Here is a 20,271-nt window from a genome sequence, read left to right on the forward strand (position 1 = left end):
GGACTTTTTCATTTTTATGGACAGATAAAAACCTCAATAAAGTGATTTGTTTCCCAAATGCAAAAATCAACCTTGGACTGAATGTTGTATCCAAAAGAACAGACGGATATCACAATATTGAGACCTGCTTTTATCCTGTTCCATGGACCGACGTATTGGAGATTATTCCATCGGACCAACTAACCTTCAATCCTTCCGGATTAAGTATACCCGGAAATGCAGATAGCAACCTTTGCCTGAAGGCCTATTACTTACTCAAGGAGGAATTCGATCTGCCACCGGTAAGCATCTATTTACATAAAGTAATCCCTATGGGTGCCGGTCTGGGTGGTGGTTCTTCAGACGGTGCTTATACATTGAAACTACTTAATGAACTTTTTGCCCTAAAGCTTTCAACTCAAAAACTTGAAACCCTCTCAGGGAAATTGGGCAGTGACTGCCCATTTTTTATCCAGAACCAGCCAGCTTTTGCTACTGGCACCGGTACTGACTTCTCCCCTGTTAATGTCAGTTTAAAAGGAATGTTCATAGCTCTAACACATCCACGAATTCATGTCTCTACTTGGGAAGCTTATGCCGGCATAAACCCGCAAAAACCGGCTCAACCCATTACTGAAATCATCAACCAACCCCTTTCTTACTGGAGGGAGAATTTGATCAATGATTTTGAGTCATCCATTTTCTCCAATCATCCGGCAATTAAACAAATCAAAGAGGATTTCTACACTCACGGGGCGGTTTACTCCGCTATGAGTGGTTCTGGGTCATGCGTGTTTGGAATATTTGAAAATGAAGCTCCTCAACTTCAATGTGATGCCTATTTTCCTTTAGACTGATTGATCACTATAAAATAACCTCAACGTTGTCTAAAAAAATTCATATTTTACCCGGCAATATAAATAACCGAATTTTTCACCGTTAACTGGAGCTCACTTCTAAATTCCAACGACCGCGACAAACTAATTTCCTCAACCCTATTAGTTTCAAAACCTTTAATCCAATTTACTAACATTATGAACAAATCATTCCTAGTCTTAATTGCGCTACTCCTTACATTCAGGACCTTTAGCCAAACAACAGACATTGAATGGGGTAACCCCATGAAAGTATCCAAGCGATCTACCTTAAGTGATATTGTAGCTTATGACCAGACTGGGTTTTATGCCATTAAAACTGAAACAAGAACATTCGGAATTGGCCTCCTCTCAGTTACAAGAAGAATTATCACCCTCGAACATTACAACACTAAAATGAACCTGGATCGGTCTTCAGAGCTTGTACTGGAATATGAGGGTGATAAAACAGATTATGAACACATCATCCAGTTAAATGGACAGCTTTTCCTGTTTACCTCCTACAAGGATCAAAGCGATAAAATGAACACCTTGATGGTACAAAGTATCAACAAAAACACCCTTACCCCTAATAAGGATTTTAAGAAAATTGGTGAGGTGAGCTACGAAGGGAATTTCAAATCTAATGCAGGCAATTTCAGGTTAAGGCTATCCAGAGACAGTTCCAAAGTTTTAGCTTACTACAACTTGCCGTACGAAAAGACCGAGAATGAAAAATTTGGATTTCATGTTCTCGATCAACAAATGAACGAACTGTGGAAGAAGGAAATCACCCTCCCTTATGAAGAGGGTCTATATGAGATTGAGGACTACAAAATAGATAATAAGGGGAATGTGCATATTCTCGGTGTGGTATACAAAGAAAAAAGAAAAGCAAAGCGTAAAGGAGAGCCTAACTACAACTATGAGATTCTAAGCTATTATATGAAGGATGGTGGCTTCGACTCCTACCCAATCAAGCTTGAGGGCAAATTCCTCACAGACATGCAAATCTCCATCGATGATAATCGTGACATCATTTGTGCTGGATTCTATTCTAATGAAGGCACCTACAGCATTAAAGGCACCTATTTTATCAAGGTCAATAGCAAATCAAAACTCATTACGACTTCCAGTTTCAAGGAGTTTGATATGGATTTTATTACCCAAAATATGACAGAACGTCAAGAGGAAAAAGTTGAGAAAAAGGCAAAAAAGGGTAAAGAGGTTGAGCTATATCAATATGACCTTGATGACATTATTATTCGTGAGGATGGAGGCGCTGTTTTGGTTGGAGAGCAATACTATATTACCGTTGTTACCACGCCAATTAGTACAGGAACCGGCGGGGTAACTTATGTGACCACCTATTATTATAATTACAATGATATTATCGTCATTAATGTCTCTCCGAAAGGAGAAATTGAATGGGCACAAAAAATCGCCAAATCTCAATCTACTGCGAATGACGGAGGACACTTTTCATCTTATACCTCGGCCATCGTAAAGGACAAAATGTATTTCATTTTCAACGATCACCCTAAGAACATTACTGACCCGGGAGATCGGACTTTTAACTACACAGGAGGAAAGAATTCTATGGTAGTTCTGGTAGAGGTGGACTCAAACGGGAATGTAAACAAGAGCTCACTCTTCAGCACCAAAGATGCTGAAGTAATCACAAGACCAAAGGTTTGTGAGCAGGTGTCCGGAGATGAACTGGTGCTCTTCGGACAAAAAAGGAAGAACCATCAGTTCGCAAAAATCGTATTCAAGTAAACCCAATACAAAAGGCATTCATTCAAAAGTGGATGCCTTTTTAATGTTCAAAACTTGTAACATGAAAAGAATACTCCAACTAGAAGAAGCCGCCTTATTTGGGCTCTCGATTTATTTCTTTAATCAAACCCATTTTGACTGGTGGTGGTATATTGCTTTGATTCTCACGCCGGATGTTGGAATGATTGGGTATGCTTTTAACACTACTATAGGTGCCTATACTTACAACCTGTTTCATCATAAAGGTCTGGGTATTGTACTGCTAATCCTTGGGTGGAGTTTGGCCATTCCCTGGGTGGAGCTTACCGGGATCATTATTATAGGGCATGCTGCCCTGGATCGTGTATTGGGATACGGCCTTAAATACACCGACAGCTTCAAACATACACACCTTGGCCAGATCGGAAAGAACTAAATCTATTTAACGATCTTTCTGGGAATTGCAGCGGGCAACCGACTCAGCATCTCATTATTGAGTAGCTGTGTAACCTGAGTGAATGAGCTAATATTGATCGTGTTGTTCTTCTGTCTTCCGACCAAAACAACCTCATCTCCTACTTCTACCTCATCAATATGAGAGATATCCACCATAAACAGGTTCATGTTTATCAATCCTACAATGGGAGCTTTCTTGCCCTTAATTAAGACAAATCCTCTGTTGGATTGTGCACGTGGATAACCGTTTGAGTACCCAAGCGGCATTACAGCCACTCTCATATCTTGAGTAGCCTGATAAGCGGTACCATACCCAATGAACTCACCGGCATCCACATTGCGAATATCCATGACATCGGTCTTCCATGTAAATATGCGCTTCAATGCACCATCAGAACGACTACCCGTCTCCTGAAGGTGGGTATAATAGATATCCGGACTTGGCCAAAAACCATATTGAGCAACCCCAATTCGCACCATATCATATACGGTATCCTTATAGGCAAGAGCAGCGGCAGAACAGGCGATGTGCCTAATCTCAGGCTGCACCTTTTTCTGTTTGCATTGCTTTAAAAACTCTTTGTATCGGTTATGCTGCGATTCAATTTTAAATAGGTTGGCGAAACTTTCCGCTCCTCCAAAATGAGTACAGAGTCCAATAAATTTCACTGAACCTGAGTTCTTTTTAAGAAAGGATAATGTTTTGCTGAACTCTTTAGCCGGTAACCCTGTACGATTTGCACCGGTTTCCACTTCTATATGTACTTTGGCCTGTTTTTCAAGCCTTTTTGCTTTTTCAAGCACTAAGGGTAAACGATCATAATTGAACACATAAAATTCAATTCCATGTTCAATGGCCCATTCAATATCCTCATCATACAGAATACCCATTATCATGACGTCAGAATCCGGTGACTTCACTTGAAGCACTTCTTCCGCCTCAAATGCAGATGCAGTAGCAAAATGATCCACTCCCGCCTTCTCAGCCATTTTAACAAATTGGTCAATGCCATGCCCATAGGCGTTAGCCTTTACGACCGAGGATATCCTGACCCCCTGCCCAACCTTTTTTCGAATAAAATTGATGTTTTTTGACAGGGAGGATTGACTTAGTTCAATTCTGGAGGAGTGCCTTACCATAATTTGGTTTGTTGGTTCCAAACATATGACTTACCCCACGATGAGTGGGCCAGGTCTTCTACTTTTTTTAACAGTTCTAGGGGTACTATGTTTAGCCTGTCTTTTATTTCCAGGCAATTGTAATGAAAGGCATAAACTCTTGCTGCAAATTGGTGAAATGGAAGTGATGACTCACCGGGCTTTTCCCCACTACCATGAACAGAGGGCCTTATCTCCTGACCCCAGTCTTGTCTCCCTTCATTGTTCGGATTTAAAAAATAAGCTCGCATAACTCCCTCATCATCTTTATTGACACGTAGCAATGAAACGGCATGAAAACCCACCATATCCCCTTTGTTACTCGTGATGAAGATGCCCACAGGATTTGGATATACCATCTCATGATGTCCATTATAATCGAGATGAAAAGCAGCGTAAAAGATTCTTAAGAATCCTTCAAAATCCAGAATTGAGTTACTGAGATAGTCGTAACAAGAAGCAAATCCTATTTGAATCCACTGTCCATACATTGCTGGGTTGACCCATTTATGTGGATCATCTGCCCTTCCATAAGACCGTTTCATCATCTCGTTATAGATTTTATCCAGGTGAGGCACCAGCAGCACGGACACCACATCCAGATTATAATCCAGCTTATCTACCAGACCTTTCCCAAGATGATTGGATACCAGGTCCTGGTTTTCAAACCGCATCATTAGGTTGTTCTGAGTAGCTACAGTAATGATCATGTCGATCAGCTTGGCAGGTGAATGCTGGCTCCACATGCTAATACCTCGTGCAGATTGGCAGGTTGGATTATTTCCTTGCCCAACCCCCAAGGGCTGCCCCAATACCTTAATGGTACCTCCAATCAAGTATTGTAAAATGGTTACCTCCGCATCCGGATTAATCAGAGATTTTTCAATCCGTTTTTCGACCTGACTGTTGATCTTTATTTTGCGAAGATTCTCCAGTCCTACGCGCACCGGACGCCTGGAAAAAAGATTAGCTCCCAACATCCGGGTCAGACCATAAATGCATTGACAATTATCTGTGCTTACCGTTTCCTGGATAATATTTGAAACAAGTTCGTTGAACTTCTCCCACTCAGCAATACCGCGGTCATTGAGATCAAGACAAAGTGGCACCAGGTCCTTATAGTCGTTTACGAGCCTTCTTAGAAGAATGGCATGATATCCGCTCACCAAACCCGTCTCATTCATCAGCTCGCCCATTGCATGAGCTTCCTCTGCCAAAGTACGTTGATCAGACTGATCAACGAATTTCTGATAGGAGGCATAATCAGGGCACTTGACACTTCCCTCTGAAGGTGCATAAATAGCATTAATAAAAGTCCGCATCTCACGATCCACCTCAGAATTTCCACTTGTATCAAAACGGTGATTTACCAGACTAATCAATTCCCGGGTCTTCCTGGTCAATATTGGGCGCTGAGCACATTTTAGCCTTATCTCTTCAACCAACTTTCCATAGACTCCACTGAGATCTATTTCCGTCATGATAAAACTGAAAAGGTTGAAGGCCTTCTTCATTTCCCGGTCTGACATAATAGACCTGGTCTCCTCAGAAGGTTCCCGCAAAGCAAATTCAAGATTATGGACCATCACTTCCTCTAAGAAATCCTGTGCCTCTTCCTGTGATATTTTGGAGCTTGTATTGACACCTGTGGCATATCCCAGTAATCTTAGCTCTGAGAGGATCTCAAAGCTGGAGGAAGGATGCCCTGCCTTTAGGGTTCCTTTAACAAAAAACGGGATCAATTTATCAGGCTCATCCCAGGCAGTGCCTTTAAAAATACCGGCTTCATCTAGCACAGCACTTTTACTGTAAAGATGAGAAAGTCCGTTTCTAGTCAAACTAAGCACATCAACCTGACTCGTGAGTTTAGTGGCTTTATCTTGCTTGGTAATTTCCGCAGAGTCGACAAAATCCCTCAGACTCTGATCAAAGTTATCAAATACCTTATCGGTTATTTCCTGCATGAAGTAGGTTATCAATTATTGATTAAGCTAAAATGGGGATTTCCGATCGGAAATCCCCTCGAAACATGATTTCAATTAGACATAGAAATCCACTGTTTGATAATGCTTCAGTAGCTCCGTCATGCGATCAGGATCTTCCCCTTTGAAATTGATGGTTCCAAAGTGATTTCCAAATCCGTCCCTATCCGCATCCAATTTTTGACCTTCCAATGGCGGTACCAGGGTATGCTCCACAAAATATGGCTCATTATTCAGTTCTTCCGGAATTTCCAGTTTGGAAAACCTTCGTTTGTGTGGATATATCATCACATTTCCATGATAATTTCTTGGTTTGAAACTGTCGTCAGGGAAAATAGCATTGAGTTCTTCCTCAGTGGCATTTGGGTCATGGCTTACGACAAAAGCAGCCAGCGCGTCAAACTCGTATGATTTAGAGCACAATTCCAGAATATGTCCTCCCGGGATCCTACAAGCAGTTTCACCGAAATTCAATTCATCATTTTCCGTAAGAAACCACTCCGGGTGAACCATTCCGTATTCAATGCCGAATATATCAACCAACTTCTGAACATGCTTATGGATAAGATCCCTCTTGCTTTCCAGGTATCGACCTTCAGGAATGAAGTTCGAGAAACCGAGTTTGACATACTCAGTGATATTCAAAAACCTGATCTTTCCCTTATGAATAAAAGCCTCACATGAAAATTCTCGTCCCGGAAGGTGGCTTTCTGCCAAGCATGGAAAATCTCCATCTTCACATTTGTCATCTATATCGGACATAGATTTAAGTAGCCTATGCCCTACTGTTCCTGCGGAAGCAAATGGCTTAATGTGCACCCAGCTATCCTCTTCTCCTTCCAACTGGAGATTGGCCTGATTCAATCGCTTCATGAAAGCCTTTACACCCTCTTTATTGTAGACTTCCTCAAAAAGGCCAACACGAAGGCCTCCAATCAGAGCCTTTCTTTTCATCATGGCTTTATTTCTAAAAAGGAATGCACGATTTAAAACACGTGGATCTCCACGATATATCGAGTTTAAGGCCCCAGCCCACTCTACAGTCTCCTCATAAAGGGGTACAGCAACATCCACATCAAATGGCTTTAGCTGTTCTAAAAGGTCCAATGAATTAGAGGTATCACTCCACTCATCAAGCTGATATGGTACAAAAGGAATATCATTTTCATTAGCATAAGGCTCAAAGTCAGGTAATGAAACCACTACATATGGTTTTCCAAGCTTTTGCATACTTTCAATTACGGGCAAACTCCACCCTATCAATGCGAAACATTTAGCCATGATTAATCAAGATTTTAGGTTTTGAAATCGGTTTAAGAAGACAGACAATCCCATCGACACCATATGTATGGATAATAGCGATGGACATACTTTGCCTGTATCAGATGCAAACATCTATTAGTTATAAGGCAGGGGCACCAACAATGTTTCATAAAATGTCAATCCATTAGCTGAGTACAGTGATTTCTTAGAATAATGAAATCGTCACACCTTTATTTATAAAATAACAGTGTGAATGTTTAAGCTTACTCGTTCATAAATATTTCAATTCGCTGTTTCCTTCTTGATTGATTCATTAAGAAAAACTTTGTAATTCAAGTAGCATCAGAGAACAACTTGCCATATTTGATTGTTGCCCATTAAACGCTATAAAAATGAGTAAGTACGCCATTAAGTCAATCAAGCCGCTAAGTTTCCCCTGGAGCACTCAGGACCCATTTCTTTTTTGTGCCTACCACGAGGACAATTACCCAGAAGGCAATGAAAACATGGGGCCAAAACCTTCACTGGCTGGTCGGAACATAGGTCAGGATTTTCAGGGCATCGATGGATGGAATATGTATCATGGTTCTACAGTTCCCGGCTTTCCTTCCCACCCTCATTGTGGATTTGAAACAGTCACGATCGTTCAAATGGGTTTGGTTGATCATGCGGATTCTCTTGGGGCGGCCGGACGTTTTGGCAATGGTGATGTGCAATGGATGACTGCTGGAAAAGGCGTGCAACATTCGGAAATGTTCCCTCTTCTCAAAAGTGAGCAACCGAATCCGTTCTTACTTTTTCAGATATGGTTAAACCTGCCTCGATCCAAAAAGAAAACTGATCCACATTTTGCAATGCTTTGGAGTGAAACCATTCCAAAACTCAGCTTTACAGATGACCAAAACTTAAAGACTGAAGTCACACTGGTAGCCGGGAAAATAGAAGCCACTCCTGCCCCGAGTCCTGCTCCGGACTCCTGGGCTGCGAATCCGGATAATGATGTAAATATCTGGGTTATAAAAATGGACCCTGGCGCCACCTGGGAGCTTCCAACAGGAAAAGCTGGTTCTAACCGGTCCCTTTATTTTTTCAAAGGAGATGAAGCCAGCTTTGATGATGAAGTAGTTAAAGTCAATCATATGATTGAACACCATCCTGAGGAGCCCTTAATGATAAAAAATGGTCAGCAAGAGGCACATATCTTGTTACTTCAGGGCCAGCCCATATCAGAACCGGTGTTTACCTACGGCCCGTTCGTTACCAATTCGCGGGATGAGATTCAGCAGGTCTTTAATGACTATCAAAAAACTGAGTTTGGTGGGTGGCCATGGCCACGACGTGATCAGGTTCATGACCCGAAAAAAGGTCGGTTTGCGATCCATGCGGATGGTAGAGTCGAAGAAAAATAATGTCGTAGGACCGACTACATGAATAAAAATTGTAATAAATTAAAGAAATGATTTCCTCAAGGGAAACATTCTTTATCCCACAATGTTACAATTTAAGACCGGTATAATCTGCGCTGGCTCTAACACCCTTGTCAATTAAGAAACCATACCGTTTATGAGCCTGAAGGGTAACATGCTTTCCAGACGACATTCGTCTTTTGTCATCTCCCTCCCAGCCTTGAGGAGGTGTATTGGAATTATGAGCATATTCTTCCCTGTTGTTCTTGTTTTCGGCTCTATCCTTAAAGGTGGTTGTGCGGAAATTCAAAACGCCATTAGCAGCTACTATTACACCAATATGAGAGATCTATTCGTAGGTTGGATATGCCTGGTGAGCATGTTGCTTATGAGCTATAAAGGATACGGCCGAATAGACCAGGTGCTCAGTATAACTGCTGGAGTTTTTGCTTTGGGGGTAGCCTTTTTCCCAACCTCTATTAGACCACCCTTTACTGCTTGTGTTTCGGAAGGGATCAATCAAGGAGTTCGCGGTGTAATTCATTTAGTTTCAGCGGCCGGGTTCCTGATCACGCTTGCCTACCTGTCCTATTTTCAATTTACCAAATCGAGGCGGTGGACTACCCCCAGAAAAAGGATACGAAATCTAATTTATCAAGTTTGTGCCATCATAATGGTTGCTTCTACCATCTTGATTGCCTTTTACATGATCACCTGGAAGTTTACATTCCCTGCATTGCAAGGTTTGAAACCTATCTTTTGGTTGGAGACTATTGCCCTTTTCGCTTTTGGCTTTTCCTGGTTGGTAAAAGGTGAAATCATTCTGAAGGACCGCAAGCGACCTACCTTCGATTTGATGAAAGGGATTTTACAAACCTTGATAAGACCCTTTAAGAAAGCAAAAAAACTTAGCGTTTTCAGAGAGACTATTAAGAAACCAATCAGAGCCAAGTAAGATTTTATCTTCTCTTCCCACCTACTCCTGAAATTACTTAGGCCAATCAAAATCCTTTTCCATAGTCCAGCATTCCGGACATTCCTTTTTCCATCCGAAGGCAAAAAACTTGGTCGGTTGAATATTGCAGGTAAGTGGTAATCCTTCCTTCGGGAATAGTCTGAATTTAGTATTGGTTCGCTGAATGAAATCATCCATTGATGAGCCTAATGCAATGAATGTGGTGTTCGGGTTATTCTCGAACCAAACCGGTATGATGATCTTAGCCAGCATGCCACAAATAAGAATAACGATCCCTCCGTCAGGAAACTCCATCTCCTTTAGTTCATCATATTGGAGGTACGAATTTTTAAATGGAACAATTACCTGATTTTCCTTTTTGATGTTCACTCCCAGCTTCTCAAATATGGTCAAATCCTGATACTCATTTTTGATAAAGAAGCATTCCCTATCCTTCATGTAGTTGATGATATTCGGGAAGAAGCGTGGATTATGGTGCAATGACATTGCAGGTACAATATTCTTCTGACCTTCGACAAGCGAATCTGCCAACTGTCTCAATTTAGGATGGCTTGTCCCGCAGGGCACCCCAACATAATGCCTTGGCTGATCCAGTTTTAAGGCTTCGGTAAGTCGCTGACCAAGCAGCTTATTGTATTTCTGCTGGCGTCTTCCAAACCATGTCTCTGCATGGTCTCCGGATAAATATTTTTTAATAAAAGTAAGCTCTCCGTCATTGAAATGAGCAAAAGTGAAACCCTCCCTCTTCTGAAGATGCCCCAGGAAAAGCGCCATAACTCGTTTCCATTCAGGGTTGGCATTGGCTGCATACCTAAATATCCGATAAGGACTGGTCGTACCTCTATTGATCACCCAGGCAAACAGGAATAACCAAAATGATTTTACATAGGCCTCGAATGATCCCAACCATACCCTCAGTGTTTTACTATTTTTCTTTCCTTTTAGATAATCTAAAACCGACGCCTGATGTTTACTATCACTGGGAACAATCCAAATTGATGGGCTGGTCTTTAATTTCTTGATGGTCGGATTACCTCCCTTTACTGTGCGAACACCAAATGGCTTATTTCTTAGAAATTCATTTCCTTCAAATTGTTTGCTCTCAAATCGAACAAATAAGTCTCTTTGAATCCATGATAACATCGGCCATTTGTACGCACAAAGTTGGCCAGAGGCATCTCCTACGAGCTGTTGAGTTCTATCGATTTCAACATGGTAGTCAAAGGAAGTTGCCTTAAGCAAATAATCAACATAGAACCGGGTAAGGAGATCGTGCCAGGAGTACTCTTCCGGGTATTCAGCTTTGATAAGCTTAAACATGGCTACTAAAGCTCCTGCCTTACCCGCGATGAATGAGGCATTCAGGTAATGATATGGCGTTTCCCCCCTGGGGTAGAACTTCCAGAAATAGTACCTCAGCGCCTCATCATCATAATGAAATGCCGAGGATGCCGCGAACGTGATGTCACTTTTATAGGCATCTTGATCAGGCCAGCTAACTTTAGACAACCACAATTGATCAGACATCACAATAGTAGCAGTCTCTTGTGCCGCTAACCCATCTAGAAAACTTATTGCATCATCAATATTCGGATCAGTTCCTAAAAATGACATTTTAATTGAGTCTATAGGACCTGAAACCTCCAATTGCTCATTAGAACCAAATATTCCGATATGATTCATCATTTTACCGTTCTTCCTTTTTGAGCCACCTGTTTAAAGATATCATAATACTCCTCCACCATCTGACCCCACGAATAGCTTTGTTTCAAGGTGTTTTGTTGAAAGGTCATCGACATTTCATTGAGTTTGTCTTCGTCATCGAGTAATCCCTCCAGTCGCTTTACCCAAAGCTCATCATCTCCTGACGGAAGTAATATGCCATTCACTCCGTCCTCAATTGCTGTGGTAATACCCTCTATTCCTGCAGCAACACACATGGTGGCATTCGATGCGGCTTCCAATGCGACTAATCCAAAACCTTCAAAATCACCTTCCACCTTCACATTTGGCATCACAGAAATATCCGCTAGTTGTATCAACTGGGTCAATTCTTCATTGGATAAATGACTGACTCTCCTAACACGATCAGAGAGCTTAAATTCTTTGATGGCATCAACGATTTCGACCTCATCAACAGCCAAACCAGCAAAAAGCACGAGAAAATCGAACAACCTTTTTGGAAGGATGAATCTCAACGTCTTAATCAAACCCGTATTGGCTGGCGGCCCTACAATCAGGTAGCAAACATCATCAGGCAATTGAGTCAATACATTTCTAACAAACCAGGAAAAGCCCTTTCTTCGAACGCCCCTTCCAATAGACACAATAATGCGCTTATTTTCAGGGTCAAAGTCATAGTCGGACTTCAGCTTGGCAATAATGGTATCATGAGAGACCTTATCCCCAGATGGTAACTCAAAACCATTTTTGACCATGTGCACCCTTTCAGAGTTTAGTCCACGAATCAAACATTCCTTTTGCGTGGCATCGCTGACTGCAACTACGGCATCATATTTTGATAGCTTTGACTTAACCCAACGCTGATAAAACTGCATTGGAAAAACAATATCCAGTCCGTGTATCGTGACAACAATTGGAACTTGCAGACCTCTCAGGAGCTTTGTAAGTACAAAGGCCATCAACCCATCATTGACATAGATCAGAGAAATCTCCGGATTCGCCTTGAGTATTTTCCTGGCTTTTGAAACCGCCGTAAGAAAGAATAACAGTTTGGAGACACCTTCAGTTTGTATTAACCGGTGTACTTTGGTTTTTTTTGACAAGCCCTCCACCAACTCATAACATTGCTTCTGCATACCACCAATTGACGGCGGGTATTTATGTGAAATAACTAAAATCTCCAGCGATTTTTCCAAAACATTTATTCCTTTTCCCATACAACCATTTCCACTTTTTATCCGTCAATGATTGCATGGTATTTGCAATTTGAGTGCGCAAATATCAGGGAATATAAACGTATAGGCAACTTAACTTAATAGTGTTAATTTAGCGGTGCTTTACAGGGGTTATGACATAAGGCAAACCAACAGCAATCAGGTGAGTGTAGAAAACAAGAAAATTCGTATCGCATTTTTTGCGGACATCTTAGAAGAAAACTTTGATGGTGTAACACACACTCTCTATCATATCGTGAGACATGCACCGAGAGATCGCTTCGACTTTGTTTTCGTCACCCCTCACCCTCCAAAAAAGGAAACAAATTTCCCCTTTTCAGTAATTATCAGTCCCGGCATAAAACTCCCTCTTTATAAGGAGTACATGTTTGCTCTTCCTTTTCTCAGGAAGTCTATTGAACGCAAACTGGACCGCTTCGATCCACACATCATTCACTTCACAACACCATCATTGCTAGGGGTATATGCATTGAGGTATGGGAAGAAAAAGAATATTCCGGTTATCACTACTTACCACTCACATTTTCCATCCTACATAGAATATTATTTCAGGTATATACCATTTGCCTATAACATCATCTTTCCGCTAATCAAGAAGCCTTTGTGGTTGTACCCTCAGTGCGACCTTACGCTTGCCCCATCAATGGAAATGAAGGAATTCTTAATGGAAAATGATGTGGAGGAATCAAAAATCCGATTTTGGAAAAGAGGTGTGGACCGAAATAAATTCCATCAGCGTTTCCGACGGGAAGAATGGAAAAAAGAGCATGGGATTACGGAGGAAAAAACTGTCTTATTTGTAAGTAGGCTGGTTAAGGAAAAGGAGGTCTTTACACTGGCTAAAGTTTATCGGCTATTTCAGGAGCGTAATTTAAAAGTTCGCTTCGTAGTAGTCGGACAAGGCCCTGCAGGACAAAAACTTAAGGAAAAAATGCCTAATGCTGTTTTCCTTGGCAAACAGACCGGGCAAAACCTTTCTGAAGCATTTGCTTCATGCGACATCTTCATGTTCCCTTCTATTACGGAGACTTTCGGAAATGTGGTTTTGGAAGCCCTGTCATCAGGATTACCAGTCGTAACCGCTCAAGCCGGGGGACCAAAGGATATTGTTCAGGACGGCATTACCGGATACCATGTGACCCCGAAGAGTGTAGAAGAATTTTACGAAAAGATCAGCTTTCTCCTACGCGATGGGGAGGAGTATAAGAAGTTCAGAGCGCATGCGATCTCCTATGCAGAAACCCAAACCTGGGCCAATGTATGTGAGGAGTTATATAAAATCTATGAGGAGTATGGAAGTGTCAGAGAGGCTAAACAATTGTCCTGACAATACCCAAAAGCACCAACTTCCTCCTGATGCTTAACCAACTACTCCAATGCCTCCTGAGGTACTTTCTATGATAAAAGTGATGTTTTTGTTGTACCCATTCTTTAGGGTCTTTTTCAGGTGCTTCAAAAACTGTATTAGCATCAATTCTCCATTCTGAGTTTTCCATACAAGTAAGCGCCATATTTCGTTCAAGAATTTTACGACTAAGCTTTACTTCTCCATTTACAATCAACTCGATGCGATCCGTACATTCAGTTCCTGGGAAATTTTCTAAAAGGAAGTCGAACTTCTTCATTTGAGTAAGGAAGGCATAGGTCTGTACATGAGGAGAAAAAACAGCACCCTGGCTCTTATGTGTCATTAAATTAATAGTAGCACCACATAAACCCACATCAGGGTATTTGGTATACTGATCTATATAGGCGCTATACCAATTTTTATAAAACGGTCCGTACGCGCTCCTATTTAAAAAAAACAAGTAATCATTGTCTGTAGCATGATTAGACACTGCTTTATGGAGCTCTTCGTAAGAGCTAAAATCTCTACCCTTGTTGTCTTTGCGCAATATTCTAACCAGCTCAATAAAGGGGTGATCACGAAACAGTTTTCTTACCCATTTTTCGAACAACTGCTCTGACTTGGTATTTTTATTTACTTCGCTAATTGCCAGGAAGAGCTTTATTTTGTTAACACCAGGAGCATGGTGAGAAATCATCAACATGTTCCTGAAGTCTGACCACATCTTTGATTCGTTGGCAGTGGCATAGCATAAATAATAAGCTTCCTGATTCATTTGTTTTCATCTAAAGCAACAAGAAAATACATATTGCCCGTGATTCGATTTTACCTTCTCAAGTTTACGTATTTGAAGGTTCAATATTAGTGGACATTTTTATAACCGATTTCATAAACAATGAAATAGTAGAATTTACTTAATCACAAAAAATTCAATACAAATGATCTGACCCATAAAACAATCACAAGGTTGAAAGGATACTTTTCATAGAATTCATACAAACCACGTTTGTGCAGGCATGAGAGTCCAAATTTTATATTAGAATTGCCTGTAAAATGTTTGTTTCAAACCCAACATCTGCATACACCTTTCCCCTCAAGGAGAATTGAAAACACCTAACCACCATCAATTAGAGATAGCGACCAAAGCCTAAAATGACCATCAACCTAAAATGCCAAATATGCGGCAATGACAACGATAACAAGCAACTTATCGCCAATGAAATGATGTTTGGCACGAGAGATGAATTTCAATACCTTGAATGTGGTCAGTGTGGTTGTCTTCAGTTAATTGATGTTCCGGAAAACCTCTCTACCTACTACCCTCCTGATTATTATTCTTTTCAGGAAGAACCCGGGGATATTAGAAGCAAGGTAGATTCCTGGATCAAAAAGAAGGTAGCGATCCATAGGTGGAAGGGGTCATTCATAGGCAAATTATTACTACCCCTTCATAAACGTCACCTTCGGTGGCTGGGACCGGATTGCGGAATCAACAAAAATTCCAGAATACTTGATGTGGGTTGCGGAGGCGGAAAGCTGCTTAAAGAAATGAAGCATATCGGCTTCAGGAACCTGACAGGAATTGACCCATATATAGAATCTGATATAGACTTGGGTGACCTGCCAATTCTAAAAAGGGAACTGCACGAGCTCGATGGAGAATATGATTTTATTATGTTCCACCACTCTTTTGAACACATGATTGATCCGAAAGTCGCCTTAAATAACGCGGTTAAGCTTCTGGCAAAAGATGGTTCCATTCTGATACGTGTTCCTGTGGCCGATTCTTATGCCTATAAAACCTATGGAGTCAATTGGGTTGAATTAGATGCACCCAGACATATTTTTCTTCATACGGTAAAAAGCATGGAATCATTGGTGAGCGCATGTGATATGGAAATTCATGCCATAAGATACGACTCAAGCAGGTTTGAAATCGTCGGAAGTGAAAAGCATAAAAGAGGTATTCCTTCCAGCGATGACACTAAAATTTTCTCAAAAGAAGAACTCACAGAAATTGACGAGCAGGTTGACAAACTCAATGAAAATGGTGAGGGGGGTCGTGCTTGTTTCTATATTAAACCAGTTGGGCAATTACCTGCTTAATGCAGATGAAACACGTTCAACGAAGAGTTCTGCAACTTTTTGATGAGAATAATCCGAGGTGATCAAGTCGTAGGCGTTCTCGGCTATTGACATCCTAAAGCTTCTATCTTCTTTCCCTTTAAGAATCGCATCAGCAATAGCTTCGGGCTTGTTTTCCGTAAGCACAATATTATCATCACCTTGAAAAACCTCTTTGATTCCTATCGTATCCTTGGTTATAGTACACTTCTTCAAAGCAGAATAATGAAAAACCTTATTGGGGACCACCACATCCGCCTTTAGTGAGTCCCCAAAAACTCCCAGACAAATGTCAAATGCATTGATTTTATCATTTAGCTCCTCATAAGGCACCCATCCTAAAAACTTGAGATTATTCAAGTTCAATTTCCCGGCCTGCTCCTGAACTTGCTTAAACCTGGGGCCTTTTCCAATTAACTGAAATTCAATAGATTGGTCCTTACTTAGTAGGCCTGCACATTCTACAATCTTATCTACCCCCTGTAATGGGATCATTCCACCATAAAACCCCACCACAAACTTGTCATGCTCCTCTGCCTCTCGCTCTACAGGTTTGAAAAGCTCGGTATTGACTCCAACTGGCACTACAATCACCTTATCGAGCTCCAGACCATAGCGGTTAACAACATAATCCTTATGAGCCTGAGTATCCATGACTAACAAGTCACAATGATGGAAAGCCGCACGATCTCTCCAAGACTTTTCCCAGGCAGTCCACCATTTTCCATGATCAACGGTCCTCGTCAGATACTTTGATATCAGAGCGTCAAAAACTACAGGTGCTTTGCTCAGCTTCTTAATAAACTTTACATCGCTGTGGCGAAAGGGCGGTATATATACAATATTAGATTCCTTACTTAGCTCGGTGAACTCTTGCCTATTGAATGACTTACGGTCCTTGATAGGATAATAGGTGACTTCTACTCCAGGAAGGCTCTCCAATCCACTCAACAGGACCTGCGTCCTATTGTAAGTGAACTTATCCTTTCCGGTCGCAAGAATTTTCATTTGGATCGATTCCTAATTTAGTCCTGGGAAGATGGTTCAAAGTGATAACCAAACATCTCGATCAGATCCGAATAGGCCTCGGCAACATAACCACGCGTGTGCTCATCATAAAATTCCTGGTACCCTTTTTTCTTTCTTACTCCGGTTTTTTCCTTCGGCAATTTGGACTCGTCATAGGGTATGTACAGTTTCTCACAAAGTCTTTTCAGATCTTCATGCAAATGTTCATATCGGATGAAGAAGTAATCCGGCCATTCGCCATCCACCAAAGCGACCTTGTGATCAAGATTCATTCGGTTGGTCTCATGCAACCAGGTAATGAATTCTTTGAAATTCATTCGGTAAGCCTCGTTCTCAGGATGTCTGCCCTGAAGAATTCTCTTAAGCTTTACAAAGATTGACCTTTTGCGACTCCTCCAGAAATACCATGAAACCATTTTATCCCACGGATTACGAACGGGACATATTTTCAGGTAGGAATTCCAAATTTCATCCCCCACCTTCTCTTTGGTAGATTGTGCAGGACGATGACCACCCGGAATGTATTTCTCCACAATTCCGTCCTTGCAATATTTGGCCAAATAGTCCTGGATGCTGGACCCTGCAGTTTTTTTTGTCTTGATGAAGATGAACTTATGACTATGAGATACGAGCATTCAGATTAAAATTCGTATCCAAATCTGGCTATCTCATCTTCGTGTGCCTTTCTAACAAGCTCCTTTGTTTCCTCATCAAAATGCTGACGATAACCAGGCTCTTTTCTATGACCTGTCTTTTTCTTAGGAAGATCATCCGGGTTGTAATCCACACCTAGTTTCTTACAAAGCTCATCCATGTCATCATGCAGGTTTTCAAACCTGATGAAAAAATAATCAGGCAGCTCACCTCCTATCCTCACTATATTCTTGTCCGCGTTGAGGTCATTCAACTCAAAGAGATATTTGACATAACTCTTAAAATCGTGTCTCATTGCAGGTGAATGCCATGGCCAGCCACGTAGCACTCTTCTAAGGTGGATGTACAATGGACGTTTTCTACGTCGCCAATGATAGAGTGAAACAGTCTTATCCCATGGGTTTCTGACCACCGTCACCTTCAGGTATGAGTTCCACACTTCTTCACCCACCATCTTCTTTACATCAGCTGCTTTCATGTGACTTTTGGGATCACGATGATAGTTGATCCCGTTTTTACAAAACTGTGCTAAGTAGGCCTGAATACTGGATCCGGCTACTTTTTTAGGTTTAATAAAGATGAATTTGTGATCGTGGGAAATGAGCATTCTCTAATACTTATCGTTCCTTAAAAGGCAGGTCAATTAACTTTCTCGCGAATATAGAAGGATATGATATCCTTTGGAAGATTTTCTTTTACCAATTTACCTTCCTGAAGCAATAGGATGCGGTCTGCACAATCGAAGTATTGTTCATCATGAGTAATCACAAAAATGGTTTTACCCATCGCCTTCATGTCTGGAAGAATGGTCTTATAAAAAACATTTTTATAGTAAGGATCCTGGCTAGCCGCCCACTCATCAAACAAATACATTGGCTTGTCCTCAAGAAGTGACAGAAGAAGCACCAACCTTTTTCTTTGGCCAGTAGACAAGGAGGTGGTAGAAAGTTTATCATCCTCGATCTTTACTTTCCTATCAAGCTCTAGTAACTCAAGGTATTTCTGAGCCTTTTCCCTCCAAAAGTCACTCTTAACGTGGTGGAGATGCTCGAATAGATAGAAGTCAAAAAAGATGGCACTATAATGCTCACGATACTCATCGATATTGGTGCTATCGATCTCGTTCCCTCCGTAATACCTTTGTCCCGTTTCCGGTTCATAAAGTCCACACAACACTTTGGCTAGCGTACTTTTACCACTACCATTTCCACCAATCAGGTATACAATTTCCCCACGGTTAATATCTAATGAAATAGGGCCAAGCTGGAAGAATTTCTTTTCATCAGCATGAAAATAAGAAAAGGTAACTTCCCGCAGGCTAACCAATGGCTCTCCCTCCTTTTCGACAAATACTATGTCCTCATGCTCTGGTTCAGAGTATTGATCCAGGGTGAATCCCACTTCCTCTATCTGCTCCAGAGCAACATTTACTTTCCCCAGTTGAGGTAGAAAGTTGCTAAACCGCTGAAGTGCTGGGATAAGAAATAGTGCTACAGTTAAAAATTCCCCAAAACTTTCAAAGGAACTAACACCCAAACTAAATACGACGAAAAGCATGGCTCCCAAGCCAAGTAGCAATAACATCTCACCCCACTTTGAAATGAAGGTAAGTCGTATCCTGGCATTCATATTATAATCTCGCTGATCTTCACAGGCCGGAAATAATACATCCTCCTTGAAGGATTTTCTCAGGTTTTTACTCAGTGCAAGCTCTTTTAGTCCGTAGATCAATGCTTCGAAATACCCGAACAACTGGTTTTGAATACCCCTGGATTCTCTAATTCTCCATCTGTAGGCATTCATCGGCATCTTATAAAAGAAGAAGGCAATAACCAGCAATACAGCGAACATCCCGAACAACTCGATAGAAATAAAGCCCATGTAAACCACACACCCCAGGATCATAGATATAGCGGTTATTACGTTTGGCAGCCTGTTCACGCCATTTGAAATCGTAGTGATATCATTGGTGAGAATGGTGAAAAGCTTATTCCTTTCCATCTCCATAGATTGAAAAGAAACCTTGAGGATTTTCTCACTTACCATCTTACGAAGATCCAAGACGGCTTCTTCGCTGAGCCTTGTAATGATTTTGACAGACAAAAAGCTGGTAACGCCATAGCCTACCCAAACGAACAGAAACTTAACTACCAACATTTCTGGTTCGGCCATATTTGTTCTAAGTGCCTCTTGAATTGTCTTAATGATATAGGTCATTGTCACTCCGGAAAGAACTCCGGTGATGATAGCGGCAATGAAAGTAATGGGAGATGATTTTAAGAAAAGGGAAAATATTTTCATCCTATCAAAAGGCCCTACCGACCAAGTAAATTTTATTGAGATGCAAAGTAAATCTAAACTAATTT

The 20,271-nt window shown here is 41.2% G+C and carries 17 protein-coding genes; 7 read left to right on the top strand and 10 right to left on the bottom strand.

The genetic code is table 11. The features are described 5' to 3' along the window. Positions 1-41: 41 nt before the first annotated feature. The 3 genes from ispE to NXR94_RS11505 all read left to right on the top strand — a co-directional run bounded on the left by ispE (position 42) and on the right by NXR94_RS11505 (position 3,027). Entirely contained in the window at positions 42-836 is a 795-nt protein-coding gene (gene ispE / locus NXR94_RS11495) for a 4-(cytidine 5'-diphospho)-2-C-methyl-D-erythritol kinase (RefSeq protein WP_258104776.1), read from the top strand. Between the two features lie 177 nt (positions 837-1,013). Beyond that, a complete protein-coding gene (locus tag NXR94_RS11500) occupies positions 1,014-2,612 on the top strand; it encodes a hypothetical protein (protein WP_258104777.1) in 1,599 nt (532 codons plus the stop codon). Between the two features lie 61 nt (positions 2,613-2,673). Next, the gene (locus NXR94_RS11505; protein ID WP_258104778.1) at positions 2,674-3,027 is read left to right on the top strand and encodes a DUF4260 domain-containing protein; all 354 of its coding nucleotides are present in this window, start codon (positions 2,674-2,676) and stop codon (positions 3,025-3,027) included. Positions 3,028-3,029: 2 nt separating this feature from the next. Here the strand turns inward: NXR94_RS11505 and alr are convergent, their stop codons facing one another. The 3 genes from alr to NXR94_RS11520 form a co-directional block, all read right to left on the bottom strand. Continuing rightward, complete coding sequence (gene alr, locus NXR94_RS11510) at positions 3,030-4,187, bottom strand: alanine racemase (RefSeq protein WP_258104779.1); 1,158 nt, start codon at positions 4,185-4,187, stop codon at positions 3,030-3,032. Further along, on the bottom strand, positions 4,181-6,169 hold the full coding sequence (locus NXR94_RS11515; protein WP_258104780.1) for a hypothetical protein: 1,989 nt from the start codon (positions 6,167-6,169) through the stop codon (positions 4,181-4,183). The genes alr and NXR94_RS11515 overlap by 7 nt, the downstream gene beginning before the upstream one ends. A gap of 75 nt (positions 6,170-6,244) precedes the next feature. Next, complete coding sequence (locus NXR94_RS11520) at positions 6,245-7,468, bottom strand: acetyl-CoA carboxylase biotin carboxylase subunit family protein (RefSeq protein WP_258104781.1); 1,224 nt, start codon at positions 7,466-7,468, stop codon at positions 6,245-6,247. 374 nt (positions 7,469-7,842) lie between these two features. Between NXR94_RS11520 and NXR94_RS11525 the strand changes: the two genes are divergently transcribed. Next, positions 7,843-8,859, top strand: coding sequence for a pirin family protein (locus NXR94_RS11525; RefSeq protein WP_258104782.1), 1,017 nt, complete (start codon positions 7,843-7,845; stop codon positions 8,857-8,859). A gap of 238 nt (positions 8,860-9,097) precedes the next feature. Next, positions 9,098-9,811: a DUF998 domain-containing protein gene (locus tag NXR94_RS11530; RefSeq protein ID WP_258104783.1), complete on the top strand. Its 714-nt coding sequence runs from the start codon at positions 9,098-9,100 to the stop codon at positions 9,809-9,811. A gap of 33 nt (positions 9,812-9,844) precedes the next feature. Here NXR94_RS11530 and NXR94_RS11535 read toward each other — a convergent pair whose 3' ends face one another. Both NXR94_RS11535 and NXR94_RS11540 read right to left on the bottom strand, forming a co-directional pair. After that, positions 9,845-11,518: a hypothetical protein gene (locus NXR94_RS11535; protein ID WP_258104784.1), complete on the bottom strand. Its 1,674-nt coding sequence runs from the start codon at positions 11,516-11,518 to the stop codon at positions 9,845-9,847. Further along, on the bottom strand, positions 11,515-12,732 hold the full coding sequence (locus tag NXR94_RS11540) for a glycosyltransferase family 4 protein (RefSeq protein ID WP_258104785.1): 1,218 nt from the start codon (positions 12,730-12,732) through the stop codon (positions 11,515-11,517). Before NXR94_RS11540 ends, NXR94_RS11535 begins: the two co-directional genes overlap by 4 nt. A 160-nt stretch (positions 12,733-12,892) precedes the next feature. Between NXR94_RS11540 and NXR94_RS11545 the strand changes: the two genes are divergently transcribed. Continuing rightward, positions 12,893-14,077 carry a glycosyltransferase family 1 protein gene (locus tag NXR94_RS11545; RefSeq protein WP_258104786.1) on the top strand — a complete coding sequence of 395 codons (1,185 nt, stop codon included), beginning with the start codon at positions 12,893-12,895 and terminating at the stop codon, positions 14,075-14,077. Here the strand turns inward: NXR94_RS11545 and NXR94_RS11550 are convergent. Then, positions 14,061-14,873 (bottom strand): hypothetical protein, encoded by an 813-nt coding sequence (locus NXR94_RS11550; protein ID WP_258104787.1) that lies wholly within the window; start codon positions 14,871-14,873, stop codon positions 14,061-14,063. The genes NXR94_RS11545 and NXR94_RS11550 overlap by 17 nt on opposite strands. A gap of 377 nt (positions 14,874-15,250) precedes the next feature. Here NXR94_RS11550 and NXR94_RS11555 point away from each other — a divergent pair, with 377 nt between their 5' ends. Next, entirely contained in the window at positions 15,251-16,204 is a 954-nt protein-coding gene (locus NXR94_RS11555; RefSeq protein WP_258104788.1) for a class I SAM-dependent methyltransferase, read from the top strand. Here the strand turns inward: NXR94_RS11555 and NXR94_RS11560 are convergent. The 4 genes from NXR94_RS11560 to NXR94_RS11575 are packed head-to-tail and all read right to left on the bottom strand — an operon-like array spanning position 16,193 to position 20,206. Further along, a complete protein-coding gene (locus NXR94_RS11560) occupies positions 16,193-17,230 on the bottom strand; it encodes a glycosyltransferase (RefSeq protein WP_258104789.1) in 1,038 nt (345 codons plus the stop codon). The two genes, NXR94_RS11555 and NXR94_RS11560, sit on opposite strands and share 12 nt — an antisense overlap. A gap of 17 nt (positions 17,231-17,247) precedes the next feature. Next, on the bottom strand, positions 17,248-17,886 hold the full coding sequence (locus NXR94_RS11565) for a sulfotransferase family protein (protein ID WP_258104790.1): 639 nt from the start codon (positions 17,884-17,886) through the stop codon (positions 17,248-17,250). A 5-nt stretch (positions 17,887-17,891) separates the two neighbouring features. Continuing rightward, positions 17,892-18,512: a sulfotransferase family protein gene (locus NXR94_RS11570; RefSeq protein WP_258104791.1), complete on the bottom strand. Its 621-nt coding sequence runs from the start codon at positions 18,510-18,512 to the stop codon at positions 17,892-17,894. Between the two features lie 32 nt (positions 18,513-18,544). Further along, positions 18,545-20,206: a cyclic peptide export ABC transporter gene (locus NXR94_RS11575; protein WP_258104792.1), complete on the bottom strand. Its 1,662-nt coding sequence runs from the start codon at positions 20,204-20,206 to the stop codon at positions 18,545-18,547. Between the last annotated feature and the right edge of the window lie 65 nt (positions 20,207-20,271).

Source organism: Marinoscillum sp. MHG1-6, assembly GCF_024714475.1.
GTDB lineage: Bacteria > Bacteroidota > Bacteroidia > Cytophagales > Cyclobacteriaceae > JAMZMI01.